This window comes from Streptomyces roseolus (assembly GCF_014649855.1).
Lineage (GTDB): Bacteria > Actinomycetota > Actinomycetes > Streptomycetales > Streptomycetaceae > Streptomyces > Streptomyces roseolus.
Window position 1 is genome coordinate 123,584 of sequence record NZ_BMTV01000012.1, and the last position, 18,769, is coordinate 142,352.

An 18,769-nucleotide genomic window follows, 5' to 3' on the forward strand; every position below is an offset into this window, starting at 1 on the left:
GACATCAGGGTCCGCCCTGAGATCGACCCCGGGTTCGTCTCGGGGTGGCGCGGCCGCCGAATATCAGGGTCGTGCCAGGGTCGTTCCCGGTGCCGTCCCGGGGTCACGGGCGGTCACCATGGACGCATGACGAGTTCGACGCGTTCGCAGCACACGCAGCACGAGGCCCCGCCGGCCGCCGGCGCGGCGCCGGCCGCTCCCCTGCGCCGCTCGCACACGAGCCGAGTGGTCGGCGGGGTCTGCGGCGGTCTCGGCCGGCACTTCGACATGGATCCGGTGATCTTCCGGATCGTGCTGTCCGTGCTGGCGGTGACCGGCGGCATAGGGCTGGTCTTCTACGGCTTCGCGTGGCTGGTGATCCCGCTCGCGGGCGAGGAGGAGAGCGAGGGGCGGCGGCTGCTGACCGGCCGGGTGTCGGGTGCCTCGCTCGCGGCGATACTCATGGCGCTGGTGGGCTGCGGCATCTTCCTGTCGATGCTGCGGACGGGCTCGCTGCTGGGCTTCGCGGTGACGCTGACGCTGGTGACGGCCGGTGCCGCGTACTGGTCGCAGCGGCGCGGGGTCGACGGGGAGGCCGAGGGCGACCCGGCGGCGAAGCCGGCGGCCCCGCACGTCCGGGTCCCGGTGCCGCCGGAGACCAAGGCTCCGCCGCTGACGTTCATCGAGCGGGAGATGAGCTCGTGGTGGCGGGACCCGATCGTGAAGGACGGGTCGACGGGCAAGGTGGCCATCGGCTACCTGTGGGGCCCGCACGGCATCGTCGACGAGCGGGGCCGGGTGGGCGGCGAGGTGCCGAAGCCGGGCAGCCAGTGGGGTCCGCCCGCCGATCCCGGGCGGCCGGCGCCGTCGGTGCGGCGCAGTCCGTACTCGATCGCCGGTCTCGTCGATCTGCTCTCGATCGCCGCCGCGATCGCGGGCACGGCCCTGACCTGGGAGACGCAGCCGCTGGGCACCAGTCTGGCGACGGGCCTCGCGGCCGCGCTCGCGGTGCTCGGTCTGGGTCTGGTCGTCAGCAGTTTCCTGGGGCGGACCGGCTTCGGGACGATCGTCCAGACGGTGGTGACGGCGGCGCTCCTCGCCGGGGCGGTCGCCCTGCCGGACGAGATCACCACGGACTGGACGCGCGAGACGTGGACGCCGGCCACGGTGGCCGCCGTCCAGCCGCGGTACGACCTGGGCGCGGGGGTGGGGACGCTGGATCTGTCCCGGCTCGCGGTGCCCGAGGGGAAGTCGGTGGCGACGGCGGTGGACGTGGGCGCGGGGAAGGTGGAGGTGATCGTGCCGCGGGACGTGGTGGTGAAGCTCCACGCCCAGGTGGGACTCGGTGATCTCCAGCTGCCGGGGCAGGCGCCGGACGACATCGACGTCGCCCCGGACCGCGACGAGACGCGGACGCTGAACCCGCCCGCCGGGACGGACCCGGCGGGGACGCTGGACCTCTCGCTGGAGGTCGGGCTCGGACAGGTGGAGGTCACCCGTGCTGCTTCATGAGTTCCGTCCGGGCCGGCTGGTCGTCGGCGTGGCCGCGCTCGGCCTGGCCGGGGCGTACGGCGGGGAGCTGGCCGGCTTCTGGTCGGCCCCGTGGTGGCTGGCGGTCCCGGTGATGTGGTGTGCGCTGTGGGTGGCCGGCCTGGTGACGTGGGTGGCCTACGGCATCCGGCGGCGTTCGGCGAGGAGCCGGTCGGCGGAGAGCACCGGCGCCCCGGCGAGCAGCAGCGGCAGCCAGGCCATGAGATAGGCGAGGTCGTTGCCGAGGTAGTAGGGCTGGACCTGCCAGCTGACGGTGAGCCAGAGGCTCAGGGAGATCAGCGCGCCGCCGAGGGCGGCGACCCGGGCGAAGAGGCCCAGGAGGGTGCCCAGGCCGACGGCGAGCTCGCCGAGGGCGATGGCGTAGCCGAAGCCGCTGGGGTTGCGGAGGGCGAGGTCGACGAGGCCGGGGAGGGCGGAGGAGTCGCGGACGCCGCGCATGGTCTCGCCGATGGAGCCGGTGCCGGTGTCGGCGAGGAAGGCCGGGTCGGTGAGCTTGTCGAGGCCGGCGTAGACGAAGGTGACGCCGAGGAAGATCCGGAGCGGGAGGAGGGCGTAGCGGGAGGCGGTGGCCCGCCAGGCGTCCGTGCGGCCCTTGAGGCCGGACGCGGGCCTTCGGGGGCGGTCCGTGTACTCGCTCATGATCGGTCATCTCTCCACGCCCCGTAGGACTGTTCGTGGACCGATTGTCTCCGCTTGGCCTGTGAGGCGACACGGGGAGGGACCGGATGCTCAGTCGGCGACGTCGACCGTCACCCGGTTGGTCTCGAAGCCGGCGGCGGTGACCACGGAGATCTCGACCCGGCCGGGCTCGACGTCTGCGGGGAGGGGGACGGTGAGGACGGTGTCGGTGGGGTTGGCGAAGCCGCCGGGGACCGGGACCAGGGGCACGTGGGCGTGGACGGGGCCGATGCGGACGACGAGCCGGGTGAGCGGGTCCGGGGCGGTGGCGCCGGGCGGGACGAAGCCGTGGCCGCGGATCTCGATGTCGTCGCCGGTGCGGATGGGGGCGTCGAGGTCGCCGGCCTCGCGGGCGCGGACCACGGCGTGGACGACGGGCGGGCCGCCCTCGGTGCACTTGGCGGCCAGGTGCCAGGCGGCGGAGACGGCGAGGAGCAGGACGAGCGACCAGGGCGGTTCGGGAAGGCGGGCCGGGTCGGCGGCGAGCCGGACGGCGGCGAAGGCGAGGACGGCGCCGGAGACGAGGACGTACTGGACGTCGGCGAGGTCGGCGCGGCCGTTGTCGTCGCAGAGGAGGTCGGCGGCGCGGGGCCGGTCGGCGCGGACCTTCTGGAGCCGGCGGCCGGCGATCCGGGTGGAGACCACGAGCCGGGCGGTGACGGCGACGGCGGAGACCAGGGCGAGGACGGTGACGAGACCGCCGGCGCGGGCGAGGCCGAAGGCGGCGGGGGGCACGGTGAGCGCGCGGAAGGTGAGGAAGAGGAGGGCGTAGCAGAGGAAGAGGAGCCAGGCGGCGGCGACGGCGCGGGTGGTGGACAGCCGGTTGTCCTCGCCGGTGAGGGGGGCGAGGAGGCCGCCGCGGGCGCGGTGGGCGTGGGCGGCGGCGGTGAGCGGGGCCGCGAGGAGGAGGGCGGTGCAGAGGCCGGCGGTGCGGGTGGTGGTCCAGCCGGTGCCGAGAGCGGTGAGGGCCTGGCCGAGGAGGAGGGCGAGGACCGCCGCCCAGATCGCGGCGAGGCTGCCGGTGCGGACGCGGGTGAGCCAGGCGAGTCCGGCCTCCCGGCCGTGAGCGGTGACGGCGCGGGCGGACTGGGCGAGTTCGTCGGAGACCCACTGGCGGGCGGCGACCGGGGAGTGGGCGACGGCGACGGGGACGCCGTGGCCGGCGGCGAGTTCCTCCCGGCGGGCGAGGAAGGCGGCGACGGCCCGCCGGTGGCCGGTCTCGCCGCAGTGGGCGCGGCCGGCACAGGCCGTCGGGTGGGCGTCGGCGCCGTGGCGCCCGCCGTAGTGTCTCGCCTCTTGGACCGCCACGGTGCTGTCACTTCCCGAGTTCGAGGTTTCGACCTCAACCTGCCGCTGGTTGCTCGGAATTGTGCCGCACCGAGGGTGCTCGGGAGGGCCGCGCGCGCCCCTCCGAAGAGTGATTGCCGATCCATCCCATTGACGTACAGAAGGGTGAAGCGATGGTGTTACGACAGGAGTTCGGGCTCCGCTCGGCTGATCCTGCGCCAGAGGGGCTGGTAGTTGATCCAGGCGACGAGGTCGCTGCCGAGCTGTTCGCGGGTGGCGACGGCGTCCTTGTGGTCGATGAGGACGGGTCTGCCGGCGGCGCGGGCGGCGAGCTGGATGCGGGCGCAGCGGTCCATGGCGATGAACCACCAGGCGGCGGCGTCGACGGAGGCACCGACGGTGAGAAGGCCGTGGTTGCGCAGGACGATGCCCTTGAAGGGGCCGAGGGCGAGGGCGATCCGCCGGGCTTCCTCGGCGTCGACGGTGACGCCGGTGTAGGCGTCGTAGAGGGCGTGGTCCTGGTAGAAGGCACAGGCCTCCTGGGTGAGGGGGTCGAGGAGTTCGCCGAGGGCGGCCAGCGCCCGGCCGTGGGTGGAGTGGGTGTGCGCGACGGCGACGGCGTCCGGGCGGGCGCGGTGGACCTGGGCGTGGACGGTGAAGGCGGCCTGGTTGACGTGCTGGCCGCCGAGGACGACCCGGCCCTCCCCGTCGGCGAGGACGAGGTCGCTCGCGGTGAGGTCGCCGAAGGGGGCGCCGAAGGGGTTCACCCAGTAGCAGTCGTCGTACTCCGGGTCGCGGACGGTGATGTGACCGGAGACGCCCTCCTCGTACCCGAGCCGTCCGAAGAGGCGGAGCGCGCCGGCGAGCCGCTGCTTGCGGTGGACGCGTTCCTCCTCGGCCGTCGCGTGGACGGGCGGCAGGGCGAAGTGGAGCCGGTCGACGGGGACGGGGGCCGGTGTCTCGGTCATGCGCCGGAAGGTAACGCCCGGCCCGTCAAGTCACCAGAGGCCGGACGGGACGGGTCCGGGCGGGCGGGCCGGGAAGCGGCGAGGCCGCCGCCCGCGGGGTGCGGGGGCGGCGGCCTCGTGCGCGTGCGGGAGGGGTCACTCCCACTCGATGGTGCCCGGCGGCTTGCTGGTGACGTCGAGGACGACGCGGTTGACGTCGGCGACCTCGTTGGTGATCCGGGTGGAGATCTTGGCGAGGACCTCGTACGGCAGGCGCGACCAGTCGGCCGTCATGGCGTCCTCGGAGGAGACCGGGCGCAGGACGATCGGGTGACCGTAGGTGCGGCCGTCGCCCTGGACGCCGACGGAGCGGACGTCGGCGAGCAGCACGACCGGGCACTGCCAGATCTCGCGGTCGAGACCGGCGGCGCTCAGCTCCTCGCGGGCGATGGCGTCGGCCTCGCGGAGCAGGTCCAGGCGCTCCTTGGTGACCTCGCCGACGATGCGGATGCCGAGGCCGGGGCCCGGGAAGGGCTGGCGCTGGACGATCTCCTCGGGGAGGCCGAGCTCCTGGCCGACCATCCGGACCTCGTCCTTGAAGAGCTGCCGCAGCGGCTCGACGAGCTCGAACTCGATGTCGTCGGGGAGGCCGCCCACGTTGTGGTGCGACTTGATGTTGGCGGTGCCGGTGCCGCCGCCGGACTCGACGATGTCCGGGTAGAGGGTGCCCTGGACCAGGAAGGCGACCTCGGGGCCCTCCTCCTGGAGGATCTCCAGCTGGGCCTGCTCGAAGACGCGGATGAACTCGCGGCCGATGATCTTCCGCTTGGTCTCCGGGTCGGAGACGCCGGCGAGGGCGTCGAGGAAGCGCTTCTCCGCGTCGACGACGACCAGGCGGGCGCCGGTCGCGGCGACGAAGTCCTTCTCGACCTGCTGGGTCTCGCCCTTGCGCATCAGGCCGTGGTCGACGTAGACGCAGGTGAGCTGATCGCCGATGGCCTTCTGGACGAGGGCCGCGGCCACGGCGGAGTCGACGCCGCCGGAGAGGCCGCAGATGGCTCGCTTGTCGCCGACCTGGGCGCGGATGGCCGCGACCTGCTCCTCGATGACGTTGCCGGTCGTCCAGGAGGGCTCGATGCCGGCGCCGCGGTAGAGGAAGTGCTCCAGGATCTGCTGGCCGTGCGTGGAGTGCAGCACCTCCGGGTGGTACTGGACGCCGTAGAGCTTCTTCTCGTCGTTCTCGAAGGCGGCGACCGGGACCACGTCGGTGGAGGCGGTGACGGTGAAGCCCTCGGGGGCGGCGGAGCACGCGTCGCCGTGCGACATCCACACGGACTGCTCGACCGGGGTGCCCTCGAAGAGGGTGGAGCCGGCCTTGGAGACGTGCAGCGGGGTGCGGCCGTACTCGCGGGCTCCGGTGTTGTCGACGGTGCCGCCGAGCGTGGTCGCCATCAGCTGGAAGCCGTAGCACATGCCGAAGACGGGAACGCCGGCCTCGAACAGCGAGCGGTCGAGGCGCGGGGCGCCCTCGGCGTACACGGAGGACGGGCCGCCGGAGAGGATGATCGCCTTGGGGTTCTTGGCCAGCATCTCGGCCACCGGCATGGTGGACGGGACGATCTCGCTGTAGACCCGCGCCTCACGGACGCGACGGGCGATGAGCTGGGCGTACTGGGCGCCGAAGTCGACAACGAGGACTACGTCCGGGTTGGTGACGTCGGGCGCGGCAGCGGGGGACGCTGATGACACTACGGCGGCCTTCCGGCGGTAGGAGGGCTCCCCCGGCGGTGGGAGGTTTCCCGAGGGAGGGGGCTATTTGTCGATTCTACCGGCGCGCGCGTGAGGCTTTTCGTCTCACCATCCGAACCGGGGTGGCCTTCGTCTCACCATGCGGGCCCGACTTGCCCCGGTACGGCGGGCGGGGGCCATACTGGGCGTCATGCGCAAGCACTCGACTTTCGTGTTTACCTATGGCAACCGGCCCACCGGCTGCCATGGTCGTGCTGCTTGAGCAACTGACAAGCGACTTCCCAGGCGCCCCGGGCCGACAAGGCCCGGGGCGCCTGTCGTTTCCCGGGCCGTGCCGATCCGGGGCCTCCACACCACCCAGGAGCCCCGCATGACCACGAAGACCGCCACCCCGAAGACCGCCGCTCCGAAGACCGCCGCCCCGAAGACCCTCGCCGAGCAGACCGGCGCCCGCACCAACGAGGCGGCCTCGCTGATCGGCGACGCCCGCGAGCGGATCGACGCCCTGGACGACCGGATCATCGGTCTCATCCAGGAGCGGATGGCGATCTCCGCGGTGATCCAGGAGGCCCGGATCTCCTCCGGCGGCCGGCGGGTGAACCTCGCCCGCGAGATGGACGTGCTCGCCCACTACCGGGACGCGCTGGGCAAGCCGGGCACGGCGCTCGCGATGACGATGCTGGAGCTGTGCCGGGGCAGCGTCTGAGACGGCCCGCGCCCGCCTCCGCGCCCGCGCCCGCCTCCGCGCCCGGGCCCGCCCGCGCCCTTTCCCGTGACCGGACCCGCCCGCGCCCGCCCTCCGCTTCCCTGGGCCCGCCCCCGCACCGGCGCCGCACCCGACGGGTGGGTCCCCGCACCCCCGTTCGGTGCCGGACTCACCCGTACGGCGCGTGACCGGCCCCCGCCGGGCTTCGTTGAGCGGGGTGTCCGTGCCAGCCAGGGGCGGGCCCGCAGGAAACCACGCGTGGCTTCGCTGGGGCGTGTGACGTGCTTCTGGCACGTCGTGGGACCTCGCCCCAGCGCGCGTGACCGGACGGCAGGGGACAGCAGCCCGGTCACCCAGAAAGGGCGGTCGGTCCCGGGGACGCCCGGGGCCGACCGCAACCGGCTCACCTTCCCCCACCGCTCCACCTCGTCCCCAGGGCCGTCCCTCCCCCTCCCCCCGGCCTCTCCCCGGGCTCCCCCGGACCTCTCCCCCGAACTTTTCTCCCCGACGCGGCGCACCCCCCGGCGCCGCTCCGCTCGGCACCGCCGCTGCCCTGACACCGGTGCCGACCCAGGGCCCGTGCCGCGACCGGAATCGCGGCACGGGCCCTTTTCACGCTCCGCCACCACGACGTGACGCGCGTCACACAAAGATCCCGTACAACGCCTACAACCAAAGGCGGGGTCCGGCGGTCATCTATGCAGCAACACCGAAAAGCCGGAAGGGCGCTGCACTCGGAGGGGGGTGCAGCGCCCTTTCCGTCCGTCCGGGGCCGGACGTCCTCCTCCGTCCGTCAGAGCGTCTTCTTCGGCGGGACCGCCGGGATGCCGAGGAAGGGCAGCCGCAGCGCGCCGAACGCCTCGGCCGGGACCGCCGGGGACTTCGGCTCGACCGCCGCCACGCGCGCGTACGCCTCGCCCTGCCGCGGCCGCGGGTCCTCCTCGCCCTTGTTCGGCCAGAAGGACATGGCCCGCTCCGCCTGCGCGGTGATCGTCAGCGACGGGTTCACACCGAGGTTGGCGGAGACCGCCGAGCCGTCGACGACCGAGATGCCCGGGTGGCCGTAGAGCCGGTGGTAGGGGTCGATGACGCCGGACTCCGCGTCCGCGCCGATGGGGCAGCCGCCGAGGAAGTGCGCGGTCAGCGGGGTGCCCATCAGCTCGCCGACGTTGGAGCCGGCGAAGCCGTTGATCTCCTCGGAGAGGAGGGTCGCGGCCCGGGTCGCCGCCTCGATCTGCGTCGGGTTCGGCGCCCCGTGGCCCTGGCGGGCGGTGAGCAGGCCCTTCCCGATGCCGCCGGGCTTGCGGTAGGTCGTCAGCGAGTTGTCGAGGGACTGCATGACGAGGCCGATGATGGTCCGCTCGGACCAGCGCCGGTTGGAGAGCGAGCGCAGCGCGAGCAGCGGGTGCCGGGCCATGTTGAGGGCCCAGTTGCGCACCCGGTGGGCGCCGTACGGGACCTGGAGGACGGTGAGGCCGCCCATCGAGTTGGAGCCCTTGCCGTAGCGGACCGGCTCGATATGGGTGTTCGCGTCCGGGTGGACGGACGAGGTGATGGCGACGCCCCGGGTGAAGTCGGGCTTCTGCCCGCCGTGCTTGCGCCGGTAGCGGCGGTCGGTGGTCTGGGCGCCGACCAGGCCCTCCGAGTTGGTGCGGGTCAGCTCGCCGAGCCGGGCGGAGATCCGGGGCAGCAGCCCGCTGTCCTTCATGCGGTGGAGCAGGGTCTGGGTGCCGTACGTGCCGGCCGCGATGACCACCCGGCGGGCGGTGAAGGTGCGGCCCCTGCCCTTCTTCCGGTTGTCGGTGGGGAGGGTCTTCACGGCGAAGCCGCCGCGCGAGTCCTCGGTGACGGCGACGACCGAGGTCATCGGGTGGACGACCGCGCCCGCCTTCTCGGCGAGGTAGAGGTAGTTCTCGTTGAGGGTGTTCTTGGCGCCGTGGCGGCAGCCGGTCATGCACTCGCCGCACTCGATGCACGCCTTGCGGGAGGGGCCCACACCGCCGAAGAAGGGGTCGGCCACCTCTCCGCCGGGCTTCGCCTTCGCGGTGCCGGCCCCGTCCTCGCCGACGGCGTCCTGTCCGTCCCCGAAGAAGACGCCGACCGGCGCCATGTGGAAGGTGTCGCCGATCCCCATGGCCTGGGCGGCGGCCTTCAGGTGCACGTCGGAGGGGGTCACCGTCGGGTTGAGCCGGACGCCCAGCATCCGCTTCGCCTGGTCGTAGTACGGGGCGAGCTCGGCGCGCCAGTCGGTGATGTCCTTCCACTGCGGGTCGTCGAAGAACGGCGCCAGCGGCTCGTACAGCGTGTTCGCGTAGTTGAGGGAGCCGCCGCCGACGCCGGCGCCGGCGAGGACCATCACGTTGCCGAGCAGGTGGATGCGCTGGATGCCGTACAGGCCGAGGGTCGGCGCCCACAGGAAGTTCTTCAGGTCCCAGGAGTTCTTCGGCAGGGTCTCCCGGGTGAAGCGGCGGCCGGCCTCCAGGACGCCGACCCGGTAGCCCTTCTCGGTGAGCCGGAGGGCGGTGACCGAACCTCCGAAGCCGGAGCCGACCACGAGGACGTCGTAGTCGTACGCGTCCTCGGCCGGGGCCGCCTCGTCCTGGATTCGGGCAGGGGGTACCGCGGTCATGGCTCTCCTCGCAGAACCTCGTGGGAAAAGTGAGAAACGTAAGGAACACGGCTGGACGGACACGGGCGGGTGCGGACGCGGCGTCAGCTCAGGCGCAGGGTCTTCAGCGCCTTCAGGGAGAGGCTCATCACCGCCGCGTACGTCGCGTCGTCCATCCCGAAGGACGGCGCCAGCGGCATCAGCCGCTGCTGGGCGACGGTCTGGGCCTCGGTGTACTTGAGGATGCCCTCGGAGCCGTGGCGGCGGCCGAGGCCGGAGTCCTTCATGCCGCCCATCGGCGCGCGGACGCTGCCGTACGCGGGCGCGTACCCCTCGTTGATGTTGACCGTGCCGGTGCGCAGCCGGGCGGCGACGGCGTGGCCGCGGCGCGCGTCGGTGGTCCAGACGGAGGAGTTGAGGCCGTACGGGGTGGCGTTGGCGCGCTCGATCACCTCGTCCTCGTCGGTGAAGCGGTAGACCGAGACGACCGGGCCGAAGGTCTCCTCGGCGCAGACGGCCATCGGGGCCTCGACGCCGTCGAGGATGGTCGGCTCGTAGAAGAGCGGGCCGAGGTCGGGGCGGGCGACGCCGCCGGCGACGAGCGTGGCGCCCTTGGCGACGGCCTCGTCGACGTGCCGGGTGACGGCCTCCAGCTGGCGCTCGCCGACGAGGGAGCCCATGTCGGCGCCGTACGCGAGGGAGTTGCCGAGGCGCATGGCCTTGGTGCGGGCGGCGAAGCGGTCGAGGAAGGCGTCGGCGATCGACTCGTGGACGTACAGGCGCTCGATGGAGATGCAGAGCTGGCCGGCGGAGGAGAAGCAGGCGCGGACGGCGCCCTCGGCGGCCTTCTCGACGTCGGCGTCCCTCAGGACCAGCATGGCGTTCTTGCCGCCGAGTTCGAGGGAGACGCCGACGAGCCGGGCGGCGGCGCCCTTGGCGACCTCGATGCCCGTGCGGGTGGAGCCGGTGAAGGAGACGTAGTCGGCGTGGCGGACGACCTCGGGGCCGACGACCGGGCCCTCGCCGAGCACGACCTGGAAGACCTCGGCGGGCAGCCCGGCCTCGATCAGCAGCTCGCGGGCCCACAGGGCGGTGAGCGCGGTCTCGGTGTCGGGCTTCATGACGAGCGCGTTGCCCGCCACGAAGGCGGGCAGGGCGTCGCCGACGGAGAGCTCAAAGGGGTAGTTCCAGGGCGCGATCTGGCCGACGACCCCGCGCGGCTGGCGCAGCTCGGTGACCTTGGTGAGGGTCGGGACGACGCCGGTGTGCCGCTTGGGGCGGAGGTACGAGGACGCCTTGCGGCCGTAGTGGCGGGCGGCGACGGCGACCGCGAGGACCTCCTCGTGGGCGTGCAGCCGGGCCTTGCCGGTCTCCAGCTGGATGAGGTCGAGGATCTCGGACTGGCGGGCGAGGACCAGGTCGTGGAAGCGCAGCAGGACGGCGGCGCGGGCCCGGACGGGGGTGGCGGCCCAGGCGGCCTGGGCGGCGCGGGCGCGGTCGAACGCCTCGGCGACGTCCTCCGGGGTGGCCTCCGGCAGGTCCGCCAGCTTCGCCCCGGTGAAGGGCGTGTGGTTGGCGGTGCGGCCGGAGCCGACGACCCCCCGGGTGAGCCGGGCGACCAGCTCGGGCGTCACGACGTCGGCGGCGGTCCGGGCTCCGGCCGGCGCGGGGGCGACCGGGTTGGTCGCGCCGGCCGGGGCGGCGGGGCGGGCCGCCGGGGCGGGGTCGGCGGCGATCGTGAGGGCGGCGGGGGCCTGCGAGTCCGTCATGAGGCCGAGGGTAGGCCTCGTTCCGACCTTTGGGTACCCGCCGGTAACGCGTTTTCACCCCGCACACACATCGCGCCAGTGATCACTGGCACATAAGCCCTGATCAGCGGCTCACGGCCCCACGGGCCCCTCGTGAAGATTTTTCCGGGGTCAGGTGCCGGGTGCCCGCCAGTGCTGGAGGACGAGGTCGAACTGCTCGCGCGTCGTGTCCCAGCTCGACTCCGGCGAGGTCATGTAGATCGCGTACTCGGTGCCGTCGTCGGCGTAGTACAGCCGGTCGATCGCGTGCCGGGGGCCCGGGAAGTTCTGCTTCTCGGTCCAGGTGAACTCCCAGAGCGCGGACTTGACGTGATCGCGGTAGGTGCTCTGGTTCAGCCACACCCGCCGGTAGTCCATCCGCTTCTTGAGCGTCTTCTCCAGGTCCAGGAGGTGGGCGTACGGGGTGTCGAAGTCGGGGCTCGGGTCGATGCTGATCCGGAGGCGGTGGTTGCCGCGGTCCGGGGTGTAGTCGATGTTGTCGTTCTCCACCTGGCGCTTCCAGCCCTTCGGGACGATCAGCGAGAAGCCCTTGGGGTCGTCGACCCGCTTCCAGCCGGCCGGTACCTCGTCCGCCGCGACGCCCTTGCGGTCGGTGGCGGTGGGACCGGGGGTGGTGGGACCGCTGCTCGCCACCGGGCCCGGCACGCCCCCGCCTCCCCCGCCGCCGTACTGCATCACGGCGAAGACGGCGCCGCCCGCGACGGCGGCGGCGAGCACCGCGGTGAGGACGGCGGAGCGCCAGCGGCCCTTCCCCGCGGGGGCGGCGGGGCGCGGGCCCGGCGCGGGGGGCGCGGGCGGGGGCGTGAAGGTCCCGGCCGCGTTCCCCGCCGGGTCGGGCCACTCGACGGTGCGCGGGGTCAGGGGCGACCCCGCGGTCACCGCGGCCTCGGGGACGGCGGCCGCACCGGAGGACGTGCCGGCCTGCTCCAGGTCCATCCGCTGCGTCGGCACGTACGCCTGCGCGGTCTGCGGGCTGCGGCCCTCCATCGCGTCGAGCAGCATCCGCTCGGTCTCGTCCGCGCGCGGGCGCTGCTCCGGGTCCTTGCGCAGCAGCGCGACGATGACGGCGGCGAGCGGCCCCGCGTTCGCCGGGGGCGGCGGCTCCTCGCCGACGACGGCCTGCATGGTGCTGATCGGGGAGGTGCGGCGGAACGGCGAGGTGCCCTCGACGGCCGTGTACAGGGTGGCGCCGAGCGACCAGAGGTCGGAGGCCGGGCCGGGGTCGCCGCCCCGTACCCGCTCGGGCGCCAGATAGTCGATGGAGCCGACGAGTTCACCGGTCCGGGTGATGGTGGAGTCGCCCTCGATCGCCGCGATGCCGAAGTCGGTGATGAGGACCCGCCCGTCCCGGGCGAGCAGGACGTTCCCGGGCTTCACGTCCCGGTGCAGCACGCCGGCCGCGTGCGCGGCGCGCAGCGCGCCGACGACGTGGAGGCCGACCCGGGCCGCCTCGCGGGGCGCGATCGTCCCGGCCTCCTTGACGGCGTCGGCGAGCGACGGGCCGTCGACGAACTGCATGACGATCCAGGGGCGGGCGTCGTGTTCGAGGACGTCGTGGACGGTCACCACACCGGGGTGGGTGATCCGGGCGGCGGCCCGCGCCTCCTTCTGGGTGCGGGCGTGCAGCACCAACCGGTCGGCCTCGGCGACGAACCGGCCCGCCGTCAGTTCCTTCACCGCCACCACGCGGTGCAGCACCTCGTCGTGCGCGCGCCAGACCCTGCCCATGCCGCCGCGTCCGATGGACTCGACGAGCCGGTACCGTCCGGCGAGCAGCAGCCCCGCGCCTGTGCCCTGAGAATCTTCCACTTGCCCCCGCCCCGTAGCTTCCGGTGCCAGGTTACGGAGGAGGGGACGGCGGACGGAACCGCGGGGCCCGCAAAGGAACCGCACCGTGACCGCGGGCGCCCGTACCGACCGGGTGGTCGGCCCCGGCCCCGGCCGGTGACGCGGCTCAGCGGCCCGGACGGAAGCCCTTGACCGCCTCGCCGTAGATCTCCGAGACCCTGTCCCGGTCGCTGTCGGGACCGATCACCTGGACGACGTGGTACCGGCCGCCCTCGATGAGCGCGAGGTTGTGGACGAAGACCTTGCGGCCCGCGCCGTCGTACCAGGTGTACTGGCCCTCGGCGGTGGGCGTGCGGCCGATGTCCACCCGCCGCGACCTCACCAACTCGGACCAGCTGGACTGCCGGTAGGGCTCCAGCTCCCGCTCCTTGGTGTTCTGGTACTCCAGCGGATCGGAGCCGTTGTCCCGGACGCTGTCCCGGCCCGGCACGACGATCATCGTGAAGTCGCCGCCGGTGTAGCGGACTTGGCCCGCCGCGTTGACGGGGCTGCGCCGCCAGTCGCGCGGCACCCCGATCCGGAAGCCCTCCGGGTCCTCGCGCAGCACGTAACCGGAGGCCAGGGCGGGGCCGGAGGCGGACGCGGGCGGGGAGGCGGGGGCCGAGGTCGGGGCGGGCGGGGCCGACGTCGGGGCGGTGGGCGGCGGGGTGGTGGTCGCGGCGGTCCCGGTGGGCTCCGCGGCCGGCGGCGCCGTGGTCGCCGTCGGACGGGCGCCGGCGGGCTTCTCGCTGCCCCGGGGCAGGGCGACGGCGACGTACGCGAGGGCGGCGCCGAGCAGCAGGAGCCCGACGAGCAGCACGTGCCGGCCGCGCGGGCGCGGGGAGGTCCGGGGGCGCGGCGGCTCGGGCTCCGCGTCCTCGTATCCGTACGCGTACTCCTGGCGGGGCTCGTACTCCTGGTGATGCTCGTACGCCCGGTGGGACTCGTGTTCCTGGCGGGATTCGTGGTCCTGGCGGGGGCCGTGGTCCTGACGGGATGCGTGGTCCCGGGGTTCGAACAGTTCCTGTGGCGCGAAGGGTTCCTCGGGTACGGGGGTGGGCGCGGGCGCGGAGACCGGCGCGGGCCCGGCCGCCGCCTTGCCGCCCCGGGGGTCCTTGCCGCGGCGGTGGCGGTGGCGGTTGCGGCCCGAACCGGCGGCGCGACGGCGGCGCACCAGCTCGCCCCTGCGGCGCAGGATCGGCAGCCGCCTCGCGTCGAACGGCGACCGGGGCGCGGCCGGGAAGTCCGCCTCGGGCTCGGGCGCGGAGCGGACCAGCGACCGCAGCCAGCCGCGCAGCTCCTCGAAGTCGGGTCGCTCGGTGGGGTCCTGGCGCAGCAGCGACTCCACCACCGGGCGCAGCGGGCCGCACTCCTCGGCGAAGGCGGGCGGTTCGGCGCAGACCAGCTGGACGAGCTCGGCGGCGCTGTCCTCGGGGTAGGGGGCGTGGCCCTGGACGGCCCGGTAGAGCAGCGCGCCGAGCGCCCACAGGTCGGTGGCGGGGCCGATCGGCGGGGCGAGCCGCCAGTTCTCGTGGACGGGACCGGCCTGTTCGGGCGCCCAGCGCTCGGTGACGGCGCCGACGACGGCGATCCGGGTCTGCCGGGCCCGCTCGGCGGCGAGCCGGGTGGCCGGGCCCCGGTACCGCTCGCCCGCCGGAACCTGCTGCGCGGGGACGGCGGCGGCACCGGCGTGCGCCGGGACCGCGCGGGCGGGCTCCGGGGCGGCCGCCGTGTACCCGGCGGGCAGCGCCGGGCGGCCGGAACCGGGCAGCAGCGGGCTCCCGCCGGCCGGGACGGGCGGCGAGCCGTCCCGGGAGGCGTGCGGGCCGTCGGTCCAGCTGCCCTTGAGCATCAGGCGGGGCGGGTGCGGGCCGTCGCCGTACGGCCGCCGGCCGTCCGCGTCGCCGCCCTCGTCGACGTCCTCGTCCCCGTCGTCCCCGTCGTCCTCGTCGTCCGCCGCCCGCGCCCACCACTGCGGCGCGGGCCCGGGCCGGCCGGCCTCCGGAAGGGCCGCTTCGGCCCGGGACGCCGGGCCCGGCTCGGACCCGGGATCCGGCTCGGGAGCGCGCTGGACCGGGAGCGGACCGGTGTCGCCGAGGCGCGCGGCGGCGGCGCGGGTGGCCGCGCGGTAGGCGGCGATGGCCCCCGCCCTGGCCGCCCGCAGATCGGCGCTGGGCGGCACCGCCGGGGCCTCCGGCGGGCTCGCGGGGCGCGGGGCGGGGGTCGCGGTCCCGTAGGGATCGACCCCGTACGGGACGGGCTCGGCGGCAGGCGGCGGTTCGGGGACGTCACCCTCCGGCGCCACGTACTCCCCGGTCTCGTACCCGTCGGACTCGTACGCCCGCGTCTCGTACCCGTCGGCCGCGTACGCCTGCGTCTCGTACACCTCGGGCTCGTACGCCTCGGTCTCGTGTGCCTCGGTCTCGTACGCCTCGGTCTCGTGCGCCTCCTCGGCGGCCTCGTCGTAGGCCTCCGCCTCGTACTCCTCGTACTCCCCCTGCTCCTCGTGCTCCGTGTACTCTCCCCGCTCCTCGTACGCGTCCTCCGGGGCCCGGAAGGCGGGGTCGTCGGGGTCCGGGACGGGGGCGTAGCCGCAGAGCGCCTCCTCGGCGGCACCGGCGGCGAGGCCGGTGAGGAGGACCCGGCCGTCGTCACAGACGAGGACCGTGCGGGCGGTGATGTTGCGGTGGACCCAGCCGTGGGCGTGGAGGGCGCGCAGGGCGGTGAGGACGTCCGCGGCGATCTCCGCGGCGCGGAAGGGGTTGAGCGGGCCCTCGTCGAGGAGGGCGGAGAGCGGGCGCGCGGCCACGTACTCGCTGACTATCCACAGCGAGCCGGCCTCCGCGAAGACGTCGAAGACCTGGTCGAGTAACGGGTGGTCGGGGATCTGGGCGGCGGCCTGGGCGGCCTCGATCGCCCGGCGGACGACCGGTTCGGCCGGTCTGCGGGTGGCGCCGCCCCCGGCGCCGTACGCCCCGCTGGGCGCGGGTCCCTCGCCGAGGACCTCCGCGTCGACGATCTCGGGCAACGGGACCTGACGGACCCGCACCTCCTGCCCGCTGTACGTGTCGAAGGCGCGGGTGTCGGCGAGGTCGACGAGGCCCGCGGAGCCGGCGGGCGGCAGCGGAAGGCGGTAGCGCTCCGCGAGCACTCGTCCCGCGTACTCGTCCACGGCGCCTCCCCCTGCGCATTGGTCGTGCCCCGCCCCTCACGATACGGGCCGCGGTCAGTCCTTGGGGCTGAACGTGGCGAACGCCGTCTCGCGCAGCGTCCGGCACTCCGCGCCGTCCCACTCCTCGGCCTTGCAGCTGACCATGATCGAGTAACCGTGCTTCGCGTCCACCTTGAAGCCCCGGTTGAGGACGTGGACGCGCATGCCCTTCTGGGTCCGCTCGAACTCCCAGTCGGCGACGGTCGGGTAGCCCTTGTACGAGACGGAGTCGACGCGGATGTGCTTGTAGGCGGTGCTGCTGGCCCGGACGGCGCCGACGGCGGCGAGCCAGGCGGCCCTCGCGTCGTCCTTGGGGCTGGCGTTGAAGTCGACCTGGACGCGCGGGAAGCCGCCGCTCTCGCTCCATATGGCGCCCCCGCTGTAGCCGTCTATGGGGCGCATGGAGAAGGAGGCGGGCATGGCCATGGAGAACTTGAAGCGGTCGTTGGTGACCACCGTGTAGCCGGCCGGGAGCGCGGCGCCGGTGCCGGTGCCGCCACTGGGCTTGGTGGTGGGCGTGGTGCCGGTCTGGCCGGTGGACGCGCCCGTGGCGCCGTTCGTGCCGTTCGCCCCGCCGTTGTCCGAGGTGCCGGTCTCACCGGGCCGGGAGCCGCCCTGCTCGGTGGGGTCCCCCGACGCGCCGCCCTTGCCGCCGTCGGTGCCGGAGCCGCCGTCGCCGCCGTCGCCGCCTGCGGTGGCGCCGGCCGAGGCGGTGGTCTCGCCGCCCTTGCCCTCGGAGCCCTTGTCGTCGCCGTTCAGGGAGACGGCGAGGATGGTGCCGAGGAGGGCGAGGACGGCGACCGCGGCGATGATCACCAGGGTGCGCCGGGGGACGACGTCGGTGAGCGGGGCGCGGGGCGGGGCCGGCCGGGAGCCGCCCCGGTCGGGCACGGGCCGCTGCCCGCCCTGCTCGCGCGGCTTCTCCTTGGAGCGGTCCTTCGCCTTCGCCTCGGCCTTGGCGGCCGCGGCCGCGTTCCGCACGGAGGCGAGGGCGCCCCGCACCCGCTCGGCGGCGGGCTCGGGGGCCTTCTCCTGGGCGACGGCCGTGGCCTCCGGGCCCCGCTCGGGGCGGGTCGGCAGCGGAACGATCCTGGTCACCTCGGGCGAGGGCTCCGGCGCCGCCTCGGGGGCGTCGAGCACGGCGCGCAGCAGCACCCGGGCACCGGCGTCGTCGAGCCGCTGCGCCGGGTCCTTGGCGAGCAGCCCGTAGATGACCTGCTCCAGCTCGGGGCCCGCGTTCTTCGGCGGGTCGACGGGCTCGGTCATGACGGCGGTGAGGGTCGCGATCGCGGAGCCCTTGTCGTACGGCGGGGAGCCCTCGACGGCCGCGTAGAGCAGACCGCCGAGCGACCACAGGTCGGCGGCGGGGCCGGGCTTGTGGCCGCGGGCGCGCTCGGGGGAGATGTACGAGGGGGCGCCGACGAGCATGCCGGTGGAGGTGATGGAGGGGTCGCCCTCCACCTGGGCGATGCCGAAGTCGGTGAGGACGACGCGGCCGTCGTCGGAGATGAGGACGTTGGACGGCTTCACGTCGCGGTGCAGGATGCCCTCGCGGTGCGCGGAGCGCAGGACGTCGAGGATGGCGAGGCCGACCTCGGCGGCGCGGCGTGGGGTGAGGACGCCGTCCTCGCGCACGGCGTCGGCGAGCGACTTGCCCTCGATGAGCTCCATGACGATCCAGGGGCGGTCGTCCTCGTCGACGACGTCGTAGACGGTCACGGCGCCGTTGTTGCGGATCTTGGCGATGGCCTTGGCCTCGCGCAGGGTCCGGGTGATCAGGCGGCGCTTCTCGTCCTCGTCGATGCTGTTGGGGAAGCGGAGTTCCTTGACGGCGACGGTGCGGCCGAGGGTCTCGTCGACGGCGCGCCAGACGGTGCCCATGCCGCCGCGGCCGAGGAGGGCGCCGAGCCGGTAGCGGCCGGCGAGCAGCCGGCCCTCGGTCTCGGTGGCGGAGGAGGAGCCGGCGCCCTTGCGGAGCCGGTCGGCCGCGGGCCGCTGGCCGTCGCCGTCCCCGGCCCCGAACCCGGCCCGTCCGGTGGACGGCTCGGTGCCCGGCACCCGGTCCCGGGGCGCGGCCGGGGCCCGCTCCGACCGCGGGTCCGCGGACGTGCCGCCCGGGGACTTCGCGTCCTGGGGCCGCGCGTCCCGGGGCCCGGTGTCCTCGTCCCGTGCGTCCGGGGACTTCGCGTCCCGGGACGCCGCGTCACCCTGCCCGGCGCCTCTCGGCCCGGTGTCCCCCGGCGCGGTGTCCTGGAGCTTCGCCCCCTGGGGCTTCGCGTCCTGGGGCCTGGTGTCCTGAGGCTTCCCGTCCTCGGGCTGCGCCGTGTCCCGCGACTGCTCCGACTCCGACATGCGTCCCCTCTGCGTTCCCTGATCTCCGCCGCGCCCGCCGCACTCCACACGCTGCGGCAACCCGCC

The 18,769-nt window shown here is 74.5% G+C and carries 11 protein-coding genes; 2 read left to right on the plus strand and 9 right to left on the minus strand.

Translation table 11 applies throughout. The annotated features are described in order from the left end of the window. Positions 1 to 126 precede the first annotated feature (126 nt). Positions 127 to 1,491, plus strand: coding sequence for a PspC domain-containing protein (locus tag IE245_RS16550; protein WP_189948120.1), 1,365 nt, complete (start codon positions 127 to 129; stop codon positions 1,489 to 1,491). Positions 1,492 to 1,647: 156 nt separating this feature from the next. Here IE245_RS16550 and IE245_RS16555 read toward each other — a convergent pair whose 3' ends face one another. The 4 genes from IE245_RS16555 to guaA form a co-directional block, all read right to left on the minus strand. Continuing rightward, a complete protein-coding gene (locus tag IE245_RS16555) occupies positions 1,648 to 2,169 on the minus strand; it encodes a DoxX family protein (protein WP_189948122.1) in 522 nt (173 codons plus the stop codon). Between the two features lie 90 nt (positions 2,170 to 2,259). After that, entirely contained in the window at positions 2,260 to 3,516 is a 1,257-nt protein-coding gene (locus IE245_RS16560) for a hypothetical protein (RefSeq protein ID WP_189948124.1), read from the minus strand. Positions 3,517 to 3,674: 158 nt separating this feature from the next. Beyond that, positions 3,675 to 4,463: a class II aldolase/adducin family protein gene (locus IE245_RS16565; protein WP_189948125.1), complete on the minus strand. Its 789-nt coding sequence runs from the start codon at positions 4,461 to 4,463 to the stop codon at positions 3,675 to 3,677. A gap of 135 nt (positions 4,464 to 4,598) precedes the next feature. Then, positions 4,599 to 6,191 (minus strand): glutamine-hydrolyzing GMP synthase, encoded by a 1,593-nt coding sequence (gene guaA / locus IE245_RS16570; RefSeq protein ID WP_189948127.1) that lies wholly within the window; start codon positions 6,189 to 6,191, stop codon positions 4,599 to 4,601. A 370-nt stretch (positions 6,192 to 6,561) separates the two neighbouring features. Between guaA and IE245_RS16575 the strand changes: the two genes are divergently transcribed. Beyond that, positions 6,562 to 6,897 carry a chorismate mutase gene (locus tag IE245_RS16575; protein WP_189948129.1) on the plus strand — a complete coding sequence of 112 codons (336 nt, stop codon included), beginning with the start codon at positions 6,562 to 6,564 and terminating at the stop codon, positions 6,895 to 6,897. 793 nt (positions 6,898 to 7,690) lie between these two features. Here the strand turns inward: IE245_RS16575 and IE245_RS16580 are convergent. From IE245_RS16580 to IE245_RS16600, 5 genes are all read right to left on the minus strand, one after another. Next, a complete protein-coding gene (locus IE245_RS16580; protein WP_189948132.1) occupies positions 7,691 to 9,526 on the minus strand; it encodes a GMC oxidoreductase in 1,836 nt (611 codons plus the stop codon). Between the two features lie 83 nt (positions 9,527 to 9,609). Next, positions 9,610 to 11,274, minus strand: a complete 1,665-nt coding sequence (locus tag IE245_RS16585) for a succinic semialdehyde dehydrogenase (protein ID WP_189948134.1) — start codon at positions 11,272 to 11,274, stop codon at positions 9,610 to 9,612. Between the two features lie 150 nt (positions 11,275 to 11,424). Next, positions 11,425 to 13,122, minus strand: coding sequence for a serine/threonine-protein kinase (locus tag IE245_RS16590; RefSeq protein WP_189948136.1), 1,698 nt, complete (start codon positions 13,120 to 13,122; stop codon positions 11,425 to 11,427). Between the two features lie 145 nt (positions 13,123 to 13,267). Beyond that, positions 13,268 to 16,312 (minus strand): serine/threonine kinase C-terminal domain-containing protein, encoded by a 3,045-nt coding sequence (locus IE245_RS16595; protein ID WP_189948138.1) that lies wholly within the window; start codon positions 16,310 to 16,312, stop codon positions 13,268 to 13,270. 54 nt (positions 16,313 to 16,366) lie between these two features. After that, positions 16,367 to 18,703, minus strand: coding sequence for a serine/threonine-protein kinase (locus IE245_RS16600; protein ID WP_189948140.1), 2,337 nt, complete (start codon positions 18,701 to 18,703; stop codon positions 16,367 to 16,369). Positions 18,704 to 18,769: the final 66 nt, after the last annotated feature.